Source organism: Photobacterium sp. 1_MG-2023, from assembly GCF_030547945.1.
Taxonomy (GTDB): domain Bacteria; phylum Pseudomonadota; class Gammaproteobacteria; order Enterobacterales; family Vibrionaceae; genus Photobacterium.
Map to the genome: position 1 here is coordinate 17,778 of NZ_JAUORR010000028.1, position 18,866 is coordinate 36,643.

At 48.7% G+C, this 18,866-nt stretch carries 18 protein-coding genes and 1 pseudogene; 14 read left to right on the forward strand and 5 right to left on the reverse strand.

All coding sequences use genetic code 11. The features are described 5' to 3' along the window. Positions 1 to 14: 14 nt before the first annotated feature. Entirely contained in the window at positions 15 to 1,004 is a 990-nt protein-coding gene (locus Q4579_RS18965) for a hypothetical protein (protein ID WP_303566297.1), read from the reverse strand. Positions 1,005 to 1,431: 427 nt separating this feature from the next. Here Q4579_RS18965 and Q4579_RS18970 point away from each other — a divergent pair, with 427 nt between their 5' ends. The 7 genes from Q4579_RS18970 to Q4579_RS19000 all read left to right on the forward strand — a co-directional run bounded on the left by Q4579_RS18970 (position 1,432) and on the right by Q4579_RS19000 (position 7,835). Next, on the forward strand, positions 1,432 to 1,830 hold the full coding sequence (locus Q4579_RS18970) for a DUF2170 family protein (protein ID WP_249199377.1): 399 nt from the start codon (positions 1,432 to 1,434) through the stop codon (positions 1,828 to 1,830). Then, positions 1,827 to 2,513, forward strand: coding sequence for a PspA/IM30 family protein (locus Q4579_RS18975; protein ID WP_303566298.1), 687 nt, complete (start codon positions 1,827 to 1,829; stop codon positions 2,511 to 2,513). Before Q4579_RS18970 ends, Q4579_RS18975 begins: the two co-directional genes overlap by 4 nt. A gap of 37 nt (positions 2,514 to 2,550) precedes the next feature. Further along, complete coding sequence (locus tag Q4579_RS18980) at positions 2,551 to 3,579, forward strand: ion channel (protein ID WP_303566299.1); 1,029 nt, start codon at positions 2,551 to 2,553, stop codon at positions 3,577 to 3,579. Between the two features lie 17 nt (positions 3,580 to 3,596). Beyond that, on the forward strand, positions 3,597 to 4,232 hold the full coding sequence (locus Q4579_RS18985; RefSeq protein WP_303566300.1) for a YjfK family protein: 636 nt from the start codon (positions 3,597 to 3,599) through the stop codon (positions 4,230 to 4,232). A 39-nt stretch (positions 4,233 to 4,271) separates the two neighbouring features. Further along, positions 4,272 to 4,688 (forward strand): DUF350 domain-containing protein, encoded by a 417-nt coding sequence (locus Q4579_RS18990; RefSeq protein ID WP_211650891.1) that lies wholly within the window; start codon positions 4,272 to 4,274, stop codon positions 4,686 to 4,688. Positions 4,689 to 4,699: 11 nt separating this feature from the next. Then, positions 4,700 to 5,317 (forward strand): DUF1190 family protein, encoded by a 618-nt coding sequence (locus Q4579_RS18995; protein ID WP_303566301.1) that lies wholly within the window; start codon positions 4,700 to 4,702, stop codon positions 5,315 to 5,317. 538 nt (positions 5,318 to 5,855) lie between these two features. After that, positions 5,856 to 7,835 (forward strand): BCCT family transporter, encoded by a 1,980-nt coding sequence (locus tag Q4579_RS19000; RefSeq protein ID WP_303566302.1) that lies wholly within the window; start codon positions 5,856 to 5,858, stop codon positions 7,833 to 7,835. 66 nt (positions 7,836 to 7,901) lie between these two features. On the opposite strand, the pseudogene Q4579_RS19005 reads toward Q4579_RS19000, so the two are convergent. Further along, a pseudogene (locus Q4579_RS19005) lies at positions 7,902 to 8,067 on the reverse strand (glyoxalase); the annotation flags it as partial. Positions 8,068 to 8,211: 144 nt separating this feature from the next. Between Q4579_RS19005 and Q4579_RS19010 the strand changes: the two are divergent. The 6 genes from Q4579_RS19010 (at position 8,212) to Q4579_RS19035 (ending at position 13,973) form a co-directional block, all read left to right on the forward strand. Beyond that, positions 8,212 to 9,300, forward strand: a complete 1,089-nt coding sequence (locus tag Q4579_RS19010) for a poly(3-hydroxybutyrate) depolymerase (RefSeq protein ID WP_303566303.1) — start codon at positions 8,212 to 8,214, stop codon at positions 9,298 to 9,300. A gap of 140 nt (positions 9,301 to 9,440) precedes the next feature. Beyond that, a complete protein-coding gene (locus Q4579_RS19015) occupies positions 9,441 to 9,872 on the forward strand; it encodes a hypothetical protein (RefSeq protein ID WP_303566304.1) in 432 nt (143 codons plus the stop codon). 210 nt (positions 9,873 to 10,082) lie between these two features. After that, positions 10,083 to 11,114, forward strand: coding sequence for an endonuclease/exonuclease/phosphatase family protein (locus Q4579_RS19020; protein WP_303566305.1), 1,032 nt, complete (start codon positions 10,083 to 10,085; stop codon positions 11,112 to 11,114). A 402-nt stretch (positions 11,115 to 11,516) separates the two neighbouring features. Next, positions 11,517 to 11,948: a hypothetical protein gene (locus tag Q4579_RS19025; protein ID WP_303566306.1), complete on the forward strand. Its 432-nt coding sequence runs from the start codon at positions 11,517 to 11,519 to the stop codon at positions 11,946 to 11,948. Between the two features lie 816 nt (positions 11,949 to 12,764). After that, entirely contained in the window at positions 12,765 to 13,190 is a 426-nt protein-coding gene (locus Q4579_RS19030) for a hypothetical protein (RefSeq protein WP_303566307.1), read from the forward strand. Positions 13,191 to 13,709: 519 nt separating this feature from the next. Beyond that, a complete protein-coding gene (locus tag Q4579_RS19035) occupies positions 13,710 to 13,973 on the forward strand; it encodes a hypothetical protein (protein ID WP_303566308.1) in 264 nt (87 codons plus the stop codon). A gap of 35 nt (positions 13,974 to 14,008) precedes the next feature. Here the strand turns inward: Q4579_RS19035 and Q4579_RS19040 are convergent, their stop codons facing one another. The 3 genes from Q4579_RS19040 to Q4579_RS19050 form a co-directional block, all read right to left on the reverse strand. After that, entirely contained in the window at positions 14,009 to 15,109 is a 1,101-nt protein-coding gene (locus tag Q4579_RS19040; RefSeq protein ID WP_303566310.1) for a hypothetical protein, read from the reverse strand. A 331-nt stretch (positions 15,110 to 15,440) separates the two neighbouring features. After that, positions 15,441 to 15,866, reverse strand: a complete 426-nt coding sequence (locus Q4579_RS19045; RefSeq protein WP_303566312.1) for an N-acetyltransferase — start codon at positions 15,864 to 15,866, stop codon at positions 15,441 to 15,443. Positions 15,867 to 15,869: 3 nt separating this feature from the next. After that, positions 15,870 to 16,448: an adenylate kinase gene (locus tag Q4579_RS19050; RefSeq protein ID WP_303566314.1), complete on the reverse strand. Its 579-nt coding sequence runs from the start codon at positions 16,446 to 16,448 to the stop codon at positions 15,870 to 15,872. A 443-nt stretch (positions 16,449 to 16,891) separates the two neighbouring features. Here Q4579_RS19050 and Q4579_RS19055 point away from each other — a divergent pair, with 443 nt between their 5' ends. Continuing rightward, positions 16,892 to 18,841 carry a thiamine pyrophosphate-binding protein gene (locus Q4579_RS19055; protein WP_303566316.1) on the forward strand — a complete coding sequence of 650 codons (1,950 nt, stop codon included), beginning with the start codon at positions 16,892 to 16,894 and terminating at the stop codon, positions 18,839 to 18,841. The last annotated feature ends 25 nt before the right edge of the window (positions 18,842 to 18,866 follow it).

Below are 18,866 nucleotides of genomic sequence, written 5' to 3' on the forward strand. Positions count from 1 at the left end.
AAGACCTCCCGATCTCATTCCCCCAAAGGCAACAGGACATGATCGGTAAACAGAAAGTTCCCCAGTAAGGCTGTGCGTTGCTGACTGCTATCCGAATAATCGACGAGAAAACGAACCAGCAGATATCCCGGTGTGTCCCCTTGCCCCAAATCCAGAATGTTCACCGGTACTTCCAGGGCTTTCTCTCGCTCTGGCTGAATCACAACCGGATCGGCGAGAGTAACAGATTCATCAATGTCTGGCCCAAGGCTAATTCCCGGTGCTTGCAATGTGACCCGGGGCGGCAACTGCTCTCCAAGATAGCCCGCCTGCGCGGATGGGAAGACCACAAAAATCCGTTCACTGCGTACACGGGTCAGGGTTGCATCTCTGGCCCCACGATTTGAAAAGGTAAAACGCAAGGTAGGTTGCAGCGTCGGATTCACCACCTCCTCCACATAGGCGATCGGCTGAGGCATCTCACTCAACGGTCTATTGATGAGTTTGCCCGCGGTGTCGTACCGATAATAATGAGGCACACCATCGTCGTGTTCATAGATATCCAACCGGGAAATCAGGCTGCCTTCAGCCTCGGGATCTCGTTCGATCCGGTAAACAGACACCATTGACTGCAAGGCATTCGCACTGAGGCTGCCCGCTGCGATTAATTGATTAGGCGCTTTAAACTGCGCCTGTGAATCGGTATTCAGCAAATAACCGGGTGTTTCACAGAGTAACCAGGACGGCAGTACTTCCGCCCAGCGCTGGCATTCACCGGCAAGTGTCTGTTCTGCGTCTGGCGACGTTGCCGCGACCATGGCGCGGTATTCCGGCTGGCTGATCGCGAGCAGTTCAGGCTTCAGTAACCCTGATTTTTCATCTGAAAACGGGGCCAGATCCACGCCCGTCAGACTGAGCTCTGCGGGCCGTGTGTGATAGGTATAAAATTTCAGCACCACAGCCCCCAGCACCATCGCCAGCAACAGAGGCAAGATAAACCGCAACAGCAGATTCTTCTTGGTCATTGTCATTCCTCAGCGGTCAGCACTGCTGCTAAGTATAGCTGTCGCAACCCTCGCTATATTCAGTTAAAAGAGACGAGAAATCAGAATGAACCGACTTGTCATTTTTTTCATCGAATTCAATGTGTTTTAATTCTCAGGCCAATATCACAAAACAGGACTTCAACCACAAAAAATCGACCTGTCTCTATGAGTTCAAAGGCATACTCTGTCGCCCAATTGCCTTATATTAGGTTTTGTTGACCCGAGAATGGTCAATGCAGACCCGGGATAAAGACGCTTTATCCCCCGCTGTTCGCTGCGAAGCTGACCTGAAATCAGGAACTTCACAAGCAGGGATCAGTCAAATGTCTGGAAATAGCAATCTGCAGCGCTGCACGCGCTGCCGAATGACTCTTGAAATTGTTTTTTTAATCAAAGGATGCTGACTATGTGGCAACTTTCCGATCTGGCTCCCCTGCTGTCTGAGCATGACGGCTGGCAAGTCGAATTACAGGGTCAGGCACTGCTGATCCGCAATGAAGACAACATTGAAGCCTTTCTGGCGGTTTCAGGCGAACAGATTCTGGTTGAAGTCGTGTTGTTCGATGCCGCTCAGGTCAAAGATACCGATGCACTGAACCGCGAAGTTCTGCGTACACACAAGCTGTTCCCGCTGTCGACCATTGGCCTGAACACAATCAATGACAATGATTACTACATTGCCTTTGGTTCCCTGTCGTCTCAGTCCAAAGCTGAGAGTGTTGTCATTGAAGTCGCGACGCTATTCCGTAACGTTGAAGCCTTTATCGATCTGTATCAGGACCACTTCAAGGAGCAAACAGCATGAGTGTGTGGAAAAAACTGTTCACCGCAGTCCGTGGCGGTGCAAACGAAGCCGCTGAAGCCGTCGTCGACAGCCAGGCCCTGCGTATCCTTGATCAGGAAATTCGTGAAGCAAAGGAAGAGCTGCGCCGGTCAGACGAAGCGCTGGTTAAAATTGTCGCCAAGCGCAAAATGTCCCAGCAAAAAGTCGAAAGCTTTAATCTGGGCATTACCGAGTATGAAGCCTATGCCCGCAATGCGATGGACAAAGGTCAGCAGGATCTGGCGCTGGAGTGCGCTCAGAAAGTGGCAAACCTGCGGAATGAGCAGCAAACCGAACAAACGTACCTCGATCAGTTCAACAAGTCTGAGCAGAGCCTGCGTTCCAACATCGCACAGGCGAAAGACAAACTGCGTCAACTGGAACAACAGGTTGATGTGGTGAAAGCAACAGAAGCCGTGCAGAAAGCACAGTCTGCCGTTTCGGCCAGTCAGGTGGGTGCAAACACCAAGATGCACACAGCGGCGTCTTCTCTGGAACGCATCAAACAGCGTCAGGCCGAAAAAGCGGCGCAATTGGAAGCGTCTGCAGAAATGGCGGAAGAGCAGTCCGGTTCTGCGCTGGACAAAAAGCTTGCGGATGCTGGCCTCAAAAGTGGTGGCCAAGCCTCTGCTGAAGATGAACTGGCACGTATTCTCGGTCGCTAAGCAGGCGCCATGCCTCTGAAGGATTGAGGAGAAAGGCATGACAATCTGGTTGTGGGTCCGTCGCTGGGCCCATCAACAATTCAATCAGCTCAATGGCCGTAACCTGCTCATGACCCTGGTGATCTATGTCGGGTTGAGCTGGATACTGCTTGAATTGGCGGGTGAGCAAGATCTGACTCACTCAGCAAGCCGCTTCATTTATTACCTTGTGGTGACTGCCTCGACCGTCGGCTATGGTGATTTTTCACCGCAAACCATCGCCGGTCAGTGGGTCGTTTCCCTTTTTGTGATTCCGGGCGGTCTGGGATTATTCGCCATTGGGATTGGCCGTCTGGCCACCGTGTTTATCGGCTACTGGAAAAGCAGCCTGCTTGGCAAACGGAGAATCAACGTGGAGAACCATATTCTGGTACTCGGCTGGAATCACCAGCGAACCCTGCATCTGATCAAAATGCTGCAACATGAAGAGCGAACCCGTCGCCACATTGTGTTGTGTGTTCGTCCTGAGATGGAAAACCCGCTGCCGGGTGAAATCGACTTTGTGCGTGTGGTCAGTTTTACCGACACAGCAAGCATGGACAGAGCCGGGATTAGCAGTGCCAGTTGCATCATCATCGATAACGAAGAAGACGACGTGACTCTGGCTGCAGCGTTGTACTGTACCAGTCGGAATCCGCAGGCACACCTGCTGGCTTACTTTCATGATGAAGCGCTAAGCGATCTGCTGAAAAACCATTGCCCGAATGCGGAGTGCATTCCGTCTGTGGCCGTGGAAATGCTGGCCAAAGCAGCGGTTGACCCTGGCTCAAGTGGCTTACACCACGAATTACTGAGTACCCACCATGGCATGACTCAGTACGCGGTACGTTTTCCTGTCAATGGTGTGAGCACGCCGATCAGTCAGCTGTTTACGCTGTTTAAGGCTGAGCATGATGCCACATTAATCGGTATTGACCGGGGTCAGGGGATTGAACTCAACCCAGCGCTGGATCTGGAAGTCACGCCGGGCACCAATATTTTCTATATCGCGGATGAGCGAGTAGACCATTTCAACTGGCCTTCCTGAGCCAACGAGGAGCATAGATGTTTGACTGGTTTAAAAAACGCAATCAGCCGCAAGAGACGGGTCCGAAAGCTCCGGAAATCCTTGGTCTGAGACTAGGTGGAGCGTTCGAGCTGGATGATCTGAAGCTGCGTCTGACCGAACCCTCGCTGATCATCGAAGGGGCCGCGCGCACGCATCTGATTCAGGCGGTCGGAGAAGTCCTGCTGGATGAACAGACTCGCCTGATTCGGTACTACACCGACGACGACGGCTTTGTTCAGGTCCTGACTCACGGCGAATCTGATGCCGATGTCAGTGAGGTGAAACTGTTCTATTTCTACGACAGCAAACCCATTGACACGGACAGCGAGTGGCAACATCAGCTGGACCATCAGATCGTCAAAAGCCAGTGGACTCTGGAAGAATTCAGCTTCGACAAACTCTGGGATAACAGCCACCCGGTGGCGATGACGGAAACCACCTGGCTGCAAAATGGCACCACCAGCAGAACGGATCAGTTCGTCATGCTTTACGAACGGGAAGCCGCACCGTCTACGACCGAAGTACTGCTGGTTGCCGCCGAAGAAAAGATTTTCAATAACCGGGCCGAACGAAGCCTGGTCTTGAGCACCGGATTTGATCTCAGCCCAACCGATTTTAAACTCATCGGCTGAATCAGATAACACGAAAACTATCATTTTTTAGGGATTTACATGGAATTACTAACACAATCACTCGCAGGGTTAGGCTCATTTGCAATCTATTTTTCGATTTCGATTCTGTTTCTGATGCTGTTCAAGATCATTTTCGTACGGGTCACCCCTTACGATGAATGGAAATTGGTGAAAGAAGAGAAAAATACAGCAGCAGCGATCACGCTGTCCGGTTCTATCGTGGGTTACTCTCTGGCGGTTGCGGGTGCTGCAAGCAACTCTGTGAATTTCGTGGATTTCGCTATCTGGGGCGTCGTGGCTTTACTGGCACAGATGCTGGCTTATGTCATTGTACGTATTGGTTTCATGCCTAAAATTGCCGAGCGCATTGAAGCTGGCGAGATCCCTGCGGGTCTGCTGATGGCTGCAACCTCGGTATCCGTTGGCCTGCTGAACGCAGCCTGCATGACCTACTGAGGGGAAGTGCGATGAAACGGACCAAAGAAGTCAATCTGCCTGGCATGCGAAAGCAATGGCGCTCTTTTGCGGTTGCACCGGTCACCGCAGCAATTTCAGCAGGATTGCTGGCTGGGTGTAGTGAAACCAAAGAAGACGCGCGGCTTTACCATACTCTCAACGACTGTAAAAGTGATAACCCAGGCTACGCCACTCAGTGTGAAATGGCCTATGAAGATGCGTTGAAAGAGGCTGCCCGCACCGCACCCAAATTCTCAACCCGCCGTGACTGTACGGAAGAATTTGGTATGAACAGCTGTGTGGAGGCGCCGAACAACAACTGGTTTATGCCAGCCATGGCTGGTTTTATGTTTGCCCGCCTGATCGATAACCATCGTGGCTACTACAGCCAGCCCATGTTCAGTTCTTCGTATCCGAGCAGCCGCTATTATGGCCGTTGGATGACAGCCGACGGTTACGATTACGGTTCCTATCGCTATAAGAAAGCGAAAGTGCTCATCGGCAAAGAGCAGATGAAGCCCAAACCAACCGTGACCCGAACCATCTCCCGGGGTGGCTTTGGCTCCAGTGCAGCAGCGAAATCCAGTTGGAGCAGTTCTTCCAGCTCCAGCCGAAGCTGGGGTGGCTAAGCCTCAGTCGGTTTTCATGACAAAAAGAGCGCTGAATGCGCTCTTTTTATTTCTGTTCTGATGATTCAATTGCAGATTAGTGACTGGCCCACGGTCCAGCGGGAATCGATAGTCATAGGATTCGCTTTCAACAAAAGCGAACGGGTCCTCGAAAGGCATTGGTATGCAAAATCTCGTCAATCCTGCGCAAAAACTTACAACTCAAAACAATCGGGCTCAAATTTATTCCATCATCTCAGAAATGTTGATAGATGTTTAAAAACAACAAATTACCGTGATATCGACTCATTTTCACAAAAATTCTAACCAGATCACACTTTGAACACTAATCAATTTGTTGTTAATATCTTGCCGGTTTCGTGCAGGTAGAAAATGTTGAAACTCTGCCTGACAAAAGGTCAAGCTGCATAATTTTGCTTCACAAGCAGTCAACGATGCCGTCCGATTCATTGATCTGCATCAATTTTTGCTTTGACCAGCGCGATTACGATAGCGCCCCCTTAATCGGACATATTGCACCGTAAAGTTTGAAGGATTTATGGAATTTAAGTCAGATTTAAATAAACCGGTATTTTTTACCTCAGCAATTTTCATTGCTGTCTTGTCATTCATTGGCGTCGTGTGGCCACAAGCCATGGAAGCCTATTTCAAAAACATTCAAAGCTGGGTCATTACACAGGCGAGCTGGATTTACATTCTGGCCGTTGCAATCTTTCTGATCTTTCTCATCTTCGTGATGTTCAGCCGTTTGGGTGATATCAAATTAGGTCCGGATCACTCCGAACCGGACTACACCTATACCTCCTGGCTGGCCATGCTGTTCTCCGCAGGGATGGGGATTGGTCTGATGTTCTTTGGTGTCGCTGAGCCCGTGATGCACTTTACGTCACCACCGGTGGGCGATCCGCAAAGTGTCGAAGCGGCCCGGGAAGCGATGAAAATCACGTTCTTCCACTGGGGACTGCATGCCTGGGGCATTTACGCGCTGGTCGCACTGGCCATGGCGTACTTTGCTTATCGTCACAAGCTGCCTTTACTGCCGCGTTCAGCACTGTACCCGCTGATTGGTGACAAGATCTACGGCCCGATTGGTCATGTGATCGATATCTTTGCCGTCATCGGTACGCTGTTCGGTGTCGCCACCTCACTGGGTTTTGGTGTGGTTCAGGTGAACGCAGGTTTCAACTATCTGTTTGACATGCCACAAACCACAGGCGTGCAGGTTGGGTTGATTGCTGCCATTACCCTGATTGCAACCGCTTCGGTCGTGATGGGTCTGGACGGGGGCATCAAACGCCTGTCGAACATCAATATGTTCCTGGCGGTACTGCTGCTGGCTGTCGTCATCATTGCTGGCCCGACCGCATTGATCATGAAGTCTTTTGTTCAGAACACAGGCTCTTACCTGAGTGACATCGTGAACAAAACGTTCAACCTGTACGCCTACGAGCCTAAAGAAGACTGGATCGGCGGTTGGACGCTGTTGTACTGGGGCTGGTGGGTTTCCTGGTCACCGTTTGTCGGAATGTTCATTGCCCGTATTTCACGCGGCCGGACCATTCGTGAATTCCTGGTGGGTGTCTTGCTGATCCCATCCCTGTTTGGCTTCCTGTGGTTCACTGCGTTCGGTAACACCGCCATTGATGCCATCATGAACCATGGCGCAGCTTATCTGAGTCAGGCCGTCAGCGAGAATGTCCCGGTTGCCCTGTTTAAGTTCTTTGAACATATGCCAATGTCGTCAGTCTTGTCCGTCATTGGTGTGGCACTGGTTATTACCTTCTTTGTCAGCTCTTCAGATTCCGGATCGCTGGTCATTGATACCCTGACATCTGGCGGCGCTTCTGAGCCACCCGTCTGGCAGCGTGTCTTCTGGGCCGTCATTGAAGGGATTGTGGCTGCAGCATTGCTGGCGGCTGGCGGCTTGTCTGCCTTGCAGACAATGACCATCGCCAGTGCGTTCCCAATCATGATTCTGATGCTGCTGTTCTGCTACTGTCTGTTCAAAGCCCTGCGCAATGACTACATGCTGCAAAACAGTATTCAGAACCACAATACAACGCTGCAGTACACACAAACCAGTGTCAGCTGGAAAACCCGGATTTCTGCGCTGGTCAGTCATCCGAAGCAGGAAGAAGCAGAGAAGTTCATCAAGACGACCGCTTTTCCAGCACTCGAAACCCTGATGAATGAAATGAAAGCACAGGGACTGGCAGCGAAACTGGAGGTTCTGGATGATGAATCCCGTGTTCGTCTGGTGGTTGAGAAAGAAGACGTTGAAGATTTTGCCTACGGTATTCGTCTGCGTCACTTCGTCCTGCCAGCTTACGCGAATGAATCTTACGACGACTACTATCGCGCGGAAGTTTTCCTGCTTCAGGGCGGCCAGCAATATGATGTGATGGGTTACACCAAAGACCAGATTATTGCGGATGCTGTGAGCCAGTATGAGCGCCACATGCACTTCCTGCATCTGGCCACCTCGGAAAATATTGTCGAAGAAGCGGTCGTTTCATAACCTACCGTTTCCGCACACGCCAAAAGCCAGCATTCTGCTGGCTTTTTTACGTTTGAACTGAGTCACGATGAACCGGTATGGCTTCTCGCCCGGATAATAATAGCGAGGTGCTTTCATCCGTTTTTTCCGGCTGTTGCTGGTTCTTGAGCTGGTACAGCGCCACACCAATCTGATCCCCAGTAGAGAGATGCGCAATCCGAAAACGACGCCAGCCTGCGCCAAACAGGTTGGACCCGGCAAGCGATGCAGACCAGATAACCCGATACGCCCAAATCTGGAATTCACACTTACACAACAAAGCGCATATTCGCACCTATACTCCTACCGACGATGATGCTCATTCACAGGACGTACAATCTCGGCAGGAGGCACTTCTATGCAGCAATCCAATACCATACACGCACGGACACAACTGACCTTTTTAATCATTCTGCTTTTCTGCAGCTTGCAGGCTCAGGGGGCAACGGTCCAATTACCCGCCTTAAATGCAAAGGCCGATCAAACCTCGATTTCCGGCCTCTCGTCCGGTGGTTTCATGGCAGCCCAGTTTCACGTCGCTTTTTCTGAATCCCTGATGGGTGTTGGCATTGTGGCCGGGGGACCCTGGAATTGCGCCGGGAATAATCCGTTTGTGAACCCAGTCGTCAATGCCACCACAACTTGTATGAATCCCTGTGCAAACACCTTGGGTGTCTGTCCCTCAACCCTGTTTCCCAACAGCGGTTATCTTTCTGAGCTGGCGAGAGTGACCGCCAGAAACGGCCGGATTGATAATCCGGACAACCTGAAAGACGACCAAATTTATCTGTTCTCCGGTCGTCTGGACGAAACCGTCGTCACCGGCGTCGTTGATACCGCGACGACGTTTTATCAAAAGCTGGACGTGCCGGATGCGCAAATCCATTACGACAAAAGCATTGATGCCGGACACGCATTTATTACCGATGATCCGGCTGACACCGCCTGTGATATCACTCAGTCGCCTTATATCAATCACTGCGAACACCACCAGGCGCAGCGTATCCTCGAACATATTTACGGCCCATTGAAACCGGAAGCGGACAGCCTGAGCGGGGAGTTGGTGGCTTTTGATCAGGGTGAATTTTTCAGCTCGTCACTCTCCAGTATGGATGACACGGCTTATGTGTATATTCCCAAAGGCTGCCGCAGCGAATCCTGCAAAATTCACGTTGCCGTTCATGGCTGCCGTCAGGGGATATCCGTGATTGGCACCACTTTTGTGACAGAAACCGGTTATCTAGAAATTGCAGACACCAACAACATCATCGTGCTGTTTCCACAGGTGAAAAAGTCCGAATTTGTACCTTACAACCCGCGGGGTTGCTGGGATTTTTGGGGCTATGGCAGCATGGGGCAACCGCCCTTCAACTACCACACCAAAGATGCCCCGCAAATGCAGGCCATTCAACGTATGATTTCTCGCTTAACCCGCGCTGCCATTTAATGGCTTACTCCCGGCATGCGGAATCATGATTTAATCCAGAGCCGGGTTGGGTATTTTCATCACGCCGTCCATACTGAATCCATCCTGTGCCGTCCGCTGTCTGCGGCCGGTGCAGTCTCAACCTGTGATGGAGAAGTGATATGAATATTCAGGTTCGCGTGATTCCGGTTATCTCATTCGCCATAAGTCTGTGGTTCCTTCTGGGTTCTTTCGCCGCTTCTGCTGACGACATTCGAACCGAGCGGGTTCAGTTCAAACAAGGGGCCAGCAGCGCCACCGTGGAAGGAAGTATCAAAGGCTATCAGATTGTCGACTATGTACTGAATGCCAAAGAAGGCCAGCAGATGAATGTCAGCATGGTCACCCAAAATACATCTGCTTATTTCAACATCCTCGCACCGGGAGAGAATGAAGCGGCGATGTTTATCGGCTCCGTCAATGGCAATCAGTATGAAGGCCAGCTCCCGGCCAGTGGCGATTATAAAGTCCGGGTCTACATGATGCGCGCAGCCGCCCGTCGGGATGAAGTCGCAGATTATCGCCTTGAAATGAACATCGCCCCCGACAATTAAACCGCAAATCCCTTGATTCCCTTCGCTCAGTTCAAAGAGGCATGCCACTCTGGCCTGCCTCTGATTTTCATGCATTTCTATGGTCCTGCTCCACAAGTCTGTCCATCTTTTTTGGCGCGGTCGGCTCTGCCTTCTACGATAAATCGAATCCACTTGCAGTTCGTGGCACATCACCCGTTCATTTTTTACCTATTGCAGAGGGCTACAGGGATGAAATTCGCAACGTTTAACCTTTATCAATTTTTGGAACCGGGAAACTGGTGGTACGAGAAAACGGCTCAAAATACTTATTCTCAGGCACTTTGGGATCAGAAAACCGGTTGGATCCAAGACACATTGCGTGCAATTGATGCCGATGTCGTTGGATTTCAGGAGGTATTCAGTAAAAACGCGTTGCAGGCGCTGTGCAACGCGGCAGGCTTCGAGCACTTTGCCGTGGTTGGTCGTGCCGGGCAGGACGAGCAGGATCCGCAAGTCTTCACCCGGCCAGTCGTCGCGCTGGCTTCCAAACATCCGATTGTATCCCTGTCTGAAGTGGGCGTTTCCGGAGAAGTTGCGGCAAACCTGCCCCTGGCCAATGGCTTTGCATTCAGCCGGACACCCATCAAAGCGGTGTTGAATACGCCAGAATTTGGCCTGATTCAGGTATACGTCACCCACCTGAAAAGTAAGCGACCTTTATATCAAACCCAGTACTCGCCTGCAGACGATCTGGAAGATAAAGTTTTTGAGGAAGTGCTGGGGCAAGCTCAGGGGAAAATCGCGGCACTGTTACAACGTGGCGCCGAAGCCGCGTTGCTGGCCGCTGATGTCGCCAAAGACCAGCGCTATTCAAAAATGCCTTCCGTGGTTCTGGGCGACATGAACTGCGACTATACCAGCGTTGAATATGACGCCCTCAGTCCATCAAACTACATGCCGGACATTCCGAAAGCCAATGGCAGTGAAGAGGACAGACATGCTGTCAAAGCTTATGCCAATCAGCTTTGGCTGGACAGCAGCTATCTCCGGGCCGAACAAAAAGACAACGCCCCGACGTACTACTACCACGGTAAAGGCAGCTCGCTGGATTATATTTTCTTAACGGAAAGTTTCCTGAATGCTGGTGGCCGGGTCGCCCGACATCAGGTCTGGGATGACCACCTGCTCGACCGTGACACCGGTAAACCTCACGGTAATCAGGCCCAAAAGAAAGTCTCCAGTGATCACGCCATTGTCAGTGTAGAAATTATTGCTGGTTAGTGAACCTGTCATCAGCTCAGCGGGAATCCAGAATGACTCCCGCTGACCATCCAGGCAGAAACGCCACAAAACAGGGGCGACGGTACATGGCACTCCATCGATTCAAATTTGATCATTTAGCGTTTTCTTTTCTTCTTAATCACTCAAAACTCCTGAGTAAATCCATAGTTCTGTCTGGTCGCACGTCAAACTTGCCGCTTCAGCCAAAGGCCTTCTCAAACGTAAGCAATTCATAAAATTATTTTTTCTTAAAATCAATAAAAATTAAGACATCCAGTCCAAAACATCACTCAATTCAGATCAAATTTTTATATGCATTTTAAACACGTCGCCTATTCACCGTTATCATACTGTATTAAAGCATATAAACTTTCACTTAAAGTCAATAAATAAGGAAGTACGGTGACCAAATCAGAAGTGTATAAAACACCCAACATGGGTCTGTTTGTTATTCAGGGATTGATTATTTCAAATATCGCGGGTATATGTTTATTAATGAACTCAGTTTTATTTTTCGAGTTAGCTCTTGGTATAAACAATGATATGCCACCAGCCTTGGCTGCTACATTCGGAACGGGTATCATTCTCACAACATTTATCATTGAACGAAATAGAAAAGCACTTAAAACGACAAGTTTAAAAGGTCTTTTCTTGCCGACACTCCTCATGTGTGCTTCAGTGATCCATATGGAATATTTCATTTTGAGCCAATTCCATGAGCTTAGAAAAATAATTAAACACTATGTCATGGTCCAGTATATCTCAATCATAGTCGTCTTCGTTATCCAGTATTTTCACTATCAAAAAACTATCCAAAACAAATGTTACAAATAAAGAATCAAGTAATAAATCATTAAAATTCAGTTTCAAACACAGGCAGTTCTGGCAGAAAAACCCTCGGTTGCCTGTCAATCTAACAATTCAAAAATCCGTGACATTGGAACGCTAACCGAAGCATTCTACGGTAACCATGCAGTCCGATACCCAATCTCTCACGGGTCTGCCAGCGAGTCATGAGCAAACAGCGCGGCGTGTAGAATTCAGATACAAGAATGAAACACCTGCTTTCAATGACAGTAGTGGTCAATCTTGTCTTCACAAGCAGCGTTTAGTTGTTCTGACCTTCAGACAAACTGCCACAACCAATCTCTCATTTTCATTACCTGGTCATTCACAGAAAGATAAATCGACGTCCTCTAGGATCATGTTTTCAGGGTTGTTTTTCATTCGATATGTACTAAGATTTAATGAAATTTTTTCTTATTACGATAACGTATAAAAAACAATCTTCACTGGTTTATATTTATACTCTAAAAACTATCGGATTGGCACTAATGACTATATTATCTTTTTAAGCTACCAAACACTCTTGTTTTTTACTTTATTTTCTATATTTCAATCGACGAACAAATTTTAAAAAAAATCATTCCCTGGCAGAATATCACCAAATAAATATATTCATTATTGTTTTATTGCATTTTTAACAAAAAATATAAACTCAGATCCCTAACCTCACTAAATAAATCTAATCAGAAAAATTAAATTCACGTCTGTTCTATTGTTACCACTGCGAAAACAGTTGGCTTTAACATCATTCGCATCATTCAATCTATTGAATGAATTCATGACTATAAAACAGGAATAATCACTATGAAACGTACAGTAGCGTTCGTCGCAATTGTAGCTATCAGTATCACGGCCGCACATGCAAGCGAACTCAACCACTTTGTAAAAATGAATGAAAAGGCAACCTTTATTGAAGGTGTCGATGTTGTTCAAGTACCCACAACCACAGAATATTCGCTTCAGCAAGAATACTCTGTCGCCGAAGATGCCGCAGCCATGAGTGCCTTTGCAGTATCTTCCGATGGGACACAATACAAATCAGAAATATCTGAAGAGTCGTTGTCACTGTTGAGAAATGCTATCCAAACCCTGCGGGAACAAGGCCTGGATTCGAGTATTTTCAGTAGTGGTGCTCAGTCACCAACGAAAGAAGCTGCTGTGAACGATTCGGTCTCTTCATTACAGGTCATTGTGTTTCGAACGGTGCAGGGAGTTGGTATAAATCTCTGAACTTTACCACAGCTCAAAATGGCTCATATAAACCTTGGGGAACTGCGACCTGGAAAAAAGCGATCACCACTTCGGGCTGGCATAACAATGGGAACACAAACTATGATTACGCATTGATTGTACTTCATAGTGCTCCTCATGGTGGCCATTCCGGGTGGGGCGTCTATTCAGGTGGCACGCATAGCCTGACAGGCTACCCCAGTGATAAACCCAAAGGAACAATGTGGACAGATAGTGGTTCAACTTACGCCGCATCATCGAAGCGTATTTGTTACACTTTAGATACTGCTCGCGGCCAAAGCGGAAGTGGCATTAAAGATTCCAATAATTATGTCAGAGGGGTTCATACCACTGGCTCGCCCACGAGAAATTGTGGGACTCGCATGACAAGCACCGTATTTAATGTGCTCAAAAGTTGGATTAGCAATAATCCTTAGGAGAAATATATCAGCTGTTCTGGATGAAGCCCTGCTCAATTCAGGGCTTCATCTGGCCAGAAGAAACCATGAGAATATTCCGATGAAACTGATGATTACGATGATACTTCTCTCGGCAATTCAAGCATGTTCGGCATCCAACGACTGGAGAAGAGTGATGATTCTGGGAAGCGCTGAAGTGAATGATCCGGTCCTGAATCAAGTCAGAATGCTTGAAAAAACAGGTCAAGTGAAAGATGTTACCGTTCTTGAATCTTTCCCAGTTCAAATATGGCTAACCGCGTCAGAGAAAACCATTGAATCTCTGGAAAAGATTCCGCGAAAGACGTCACCGGATTTTAAATAAGCACATGATCTTATCTCGCAACGTCCACGACAGCTTTACTGATTCATTTGGATCAGTTTTGCAAACTGGCTGAGTGCTTGCTTCCCTTCAGCATTCGCATAAGGCATCGCTGCTTCGGGTGTCAGGAAAAACTCCCGCTCACAACCATCACCGATGGCTCTTTCCCAGAACTGAAGTCCATTCTGTTTCAGTGAAATCTGGTAATAGCCCGGATCTAAATCATCGCAATCCGGAAAGTTGATGTCTTCAGCGGCTTCCTGTGACGCAATATCTTCAGGTGTTTCTGCCATTTTCTGCTCAAACTTATCTCGCATGATTTGAGGCAACGGGTTTGAGTAGGGATTATCATATTTGTCTTGTTTTTCCGGTAGGGTGATAAACCAAGTCCAGGGATTCACGGCTTCACCCGTCGCCAGCGAAAAATAACGCGTGTAATAGTTGATCCCCCGCGCGCCTGTCCCTACAGCCCATTCATAAAACCGAATGCCCAGCCACAGACCATTCAGGAAAACTGGGGTCACTGCCGTTTCATCGTACTTGGATGAACGCGAATGTTCTAAAGCATCAGCAAGCGTATCCAATTGCCGTTCTATTCTGTCTTCAGAGGTGAGATGTGCACGAAGCGTTGCATTGATCGCCAAACTGTTAGGAAATTGAGGGGACAGCGCCATAGAAGTATCACCACCGTATTTCACCTCCCGATATTGCCAGCCGAACCAGTCTTGCCATGCTCCTTTTTGCCAAATCAGCGATTTGAGGTGCGGTGAGAGAAATGCTTCTGTGGCACAGTTTTGATCAAGGCCACGGTAATCGAACGTCAGTGACAGCGATAGAGCTTTCTCGCCCGAAACTGTGGTCCACTGCCCTTTCATCTGATTGCCGTGTTGCTCTGTCAGCATCCAGCGCCCTGTTTGTTCCTTTTCTACCCAGAAGCCATCTTGTAATGTCATTGGAATTGGCATTTGATAGCGCTGGTAATAATAAATCGCCTGCTGGCCTGATTCTTGAAAACACACGGTAATCGGCGATTGACCAATGGTGCCAGACCACACACCCACTGGGGTTGGTGTTGTTGCTGAAACCGTTGTAGAAAAGCTCACAAGAAGCGGCATCGAAAGAAGAAAGCGTTTTTTCACACAAGTTACCTGCTGTCCGGAAAAAGGCGACAGACTGAAACAATGCAAGAGACTCGGCTTGGTTCATGTCCAGTGTCATATCAAACCACTGTCATCAATGTTTCAGCACGGGTTGCAAATGATAACAAGCTGATTTCTTTATCTGTATTCCAATCTTGGTATCCCACACTCTCCCTGTGTATGGTTCAACACATTAATGAAATACAACTCAAAAAGATTGTAATATCGCTGATCAATCAACTATCACTCAACCAAAACAGGACATCAGGCACGGTGAGCAAGCGGCAGAGATCATGCCGAATGTAATCCTGAATCGCATCCCGCAAGCGGGTTATTTCGAGTATCCCATGACCCACTCAGCTTCGCCTGTATGCTCATCTGTACTTTCAGACGTGACCTGAAACCCCTGTGAGCGATAAAAGCGATAGCTGTTTTCGTTCCGCTGGTAAACATTCAGTGTCAGCGAAGCGCGCTGTGCTTTAGCATGAGCCATCAAAGCTTTGCCCAACCCCTGCCCTTGCGCATCCGGCGCCACGAAAATAGCAGCAAGCATGGTCTCGTATAACGCGTAAAAACCTTTGACTTGATCATTGTGTTCATACACATAGACCTCGGATGCCGGAATATACATCGTTCGCATATTCTCTACCTGAGATTGCCAGTATTCTGCCGCAATAAAATCATGCGCTTTCAAAGATGCGGTCAGCCAGATATTTAGTACGGGTTCCATATCTGAGGATTTAAATTTCCTGATCATTGTTTATCGTCCTGATTGTTCTGAGGCAGGTGAAATTGTCGCTGCCTGAATTTCCTGTTGCTGACGGATAAATGCTCTGGCCTCTGCCGGGCTGCGTAATTGAATCATTTTCAAATGTGCATAGGCGGGATCCGCCATAACTTTCAGATATCGTTCCCGGTTAGAGCGATAGGTTTTAATCGTCCACCAGACCACTGAGTTACGGCTTAAGAAAGTATTCCGAAATTTTTCTGTATTCCCAGTACCAGGCCATAGTTCTTCCTGGCTGAGGCAACGTTTGATGGCACGCCGAATAGCCTGAACAAGCGTTCGCGGAAAGGAGTAATCAATCCAGATGAGCGTATCAGCCTCCCGCCATTTGATGGGTACTGTCCTGTGGTAGTTGCCGTCCAATACCCATGCTGGGGGAGTTAATGCTTTTTCTAAGGCCGCAAAAAACTCATCGTCCGTTGACTCCCCCCAATTCCGCTTCCAGAACAAAGCGTCCATTTCAATATGCGGTACATGTAAAACCTCGGCCAGATTCCTGCTGAATGTTGATTTACCACTGCCACTGGTTCCGATGACATTTATCCGTCGCATCTTCATTACCTTTTGTGATGTAGGTTTAATTTTAATGCCAGACCGAATCAAGGTTATTTATTTTTTCTAATCTGAAATCCCAACGTCATTGAGAACCTTTCTGTCAGCGTGTGCCTCTTTTATTTAATTGTCTCTCAATATAAAACTTTGAAAAGGTTCGGGAGTATACAGAGAGCAGCATTGAAATCAAGTGAAAGCGATAAAACATTCCAATGAAAAACAGAGATTTAATTCTATTTTCATCCATTTCCTGCTTGGTATCACATAAGCCAATTCACTGAATCCGGTATGGCGATTGAATGCATTACTTTGCTTTTCAAACACTGGAAATCAAATTTGTACGCACAGATTCGCTGAACTAGCTTCGATAAGCCAGAAGCGCATTTAACATTTAGTCAACTTAATTGGGAGGTTGCTGTCCCCGATATCAAAAAGGAAACCTCATGTCTGACCTGCCACCACGTATCATGCGTGATTATCTCTACGATGCACTCAATCAACTGAATATCCGCCAAATATTTGGCGTCCCCGGAACCAACGAAATTCCGATTATCGATGGCACCGCTTATCCGGAAAACAATGTGGAATACGTGGAATGTTTACATGAAAACATTGCCATGGGTGCTGCCATGGGTGCAGCACGAATGACAGGAGAGCCCGGTGTGCTGGTGGTACATATCACACCCGGGATTGCCCATGGCATTGGTAACTTATTTAATGCGTATCGCTCCCATACCCCGCTGGTGATTTTGTGTTGCCAGCAACAAAATGAGCTGGTCACTCAGGAACCATTGCTGTCTTCAAATATTGCCGAACTTGCCAAACAGTATTGTAAGTGGTCCCACGAACTGCGAACCCCTTATGAATTTCCCATGGTGTTACAACGGGCATTCAAGGAAGCCAAAGCACCGGCTTGCGGCCCGGTCTTTATCTCTATTCCCTGGGAATTCATGATGGTCAGCCCACTGCCCAACCAGCCTGAAAAGCTGCCGGGCATTACCCGGATTCCAACCAATTTTTGTGGGGATGTCGACGAAATTCAGCGATTGGCCAAACGATTCTCTGAAGCTAAAAATCCAATCATCATCGCCGGTGACGGCGTCGGTTACGACAACGCTGCCGAACAGCTGGGGATTCTGGCACAGACTGTCGGCGCACCGGTATCACTGCAAACGTTCAGCAGTCTGGCGAATTTCCCCAACGATGATATTCACTGGCAGGGCGAGTTACCCGGCAATCAGGCCATGCTGCAGGCACTGTTTCAAACCCACGACGTCGCTTTTCTGGTCGGCTGGAGCAATCAGGCGCAGGTCACGGTATTCAATTATGCCGATGGCCCGCTGATCCCCCCTTCTGTAGATATTCTTTATCTGTCGAATAACACCTGGGATATCGGGAAAAACTACTATGGCAGTCATGCTGTGCTGGGTGGCATCCGGGCCAGTCTGGAAAAACTGAACGAGGTCATGGCCGGTTTACCCGTCACACCGGAACAGCAGCAGGCCAGAGATGCGCGGAATCAATTGTTAAGCCAGCTGAGCCAGCAACGTCGTCAGGACTGGGATGCATATCTGCATCAGGCGGAACAGACCCCGGCCGATGGAATCAATCCAGCACTGATCCCGCACTATCTAGCGCAGGCCATTACAGAACAGGGACTCGCAAACCAGTTTGTTTATGTTCATGAAGCCGTCTCCGACAGCCCGAGCTTCCAGTATCTGATGCCGCTGAACCGGGAAATGAGCCGCCCTGTCAGTTATTACTGTGTCTCCGGGGGTTCACTCGGGTGGTCAATGCCCGCCTCGCTGGGGATCAAAAAACAGCAAACCGCCATTCAGGGCGTGACCCCTAAGTTAGTGATCAATGCCGTGGGGGATGGTTCATCCCTCTTTTATCCTCAGGTCTGGTGGACTGCAGCCAAATTTCAGCTGGCCGTGCTCTACATCATTACCAATAACCGGGAATACCACACGCTGCAAAACGGTCTGGAGGAAGTCATAGACTCGTACGACTGGGAGCCAAAGAAAAAGCCGGTTGAGCCCAATCCCACCGACAATGCTGATTATCACAATTACGAAGTGGACTATCTGTCGCTTCAGCATCCGGCGCTGAACTTCAAGCAAATCGCCGATGCGATGGGCGCAGGTGTGCAGGGTCAGGTCGTCGAACAAACCGAAGATCTGAACGCAGCCCTGAAAGCTGCGATCGCCTTTGTGCTGACGGAGAACAAGCCATTCGTGCTGGATATCCGCACCGCAAGAGATCCGGCAGCCGTTCAGTCCAGTGCAAACATGAAGACATCCGAAAGGCCCCTGCGCCGCCCGTCTTTAAATTATTTCCACAAGGACCTGCTGGATGAGATCAATCCGAATCATTTCAGCACCTTGTCTTAAATCATCAACGAATCACAAGGAAGCG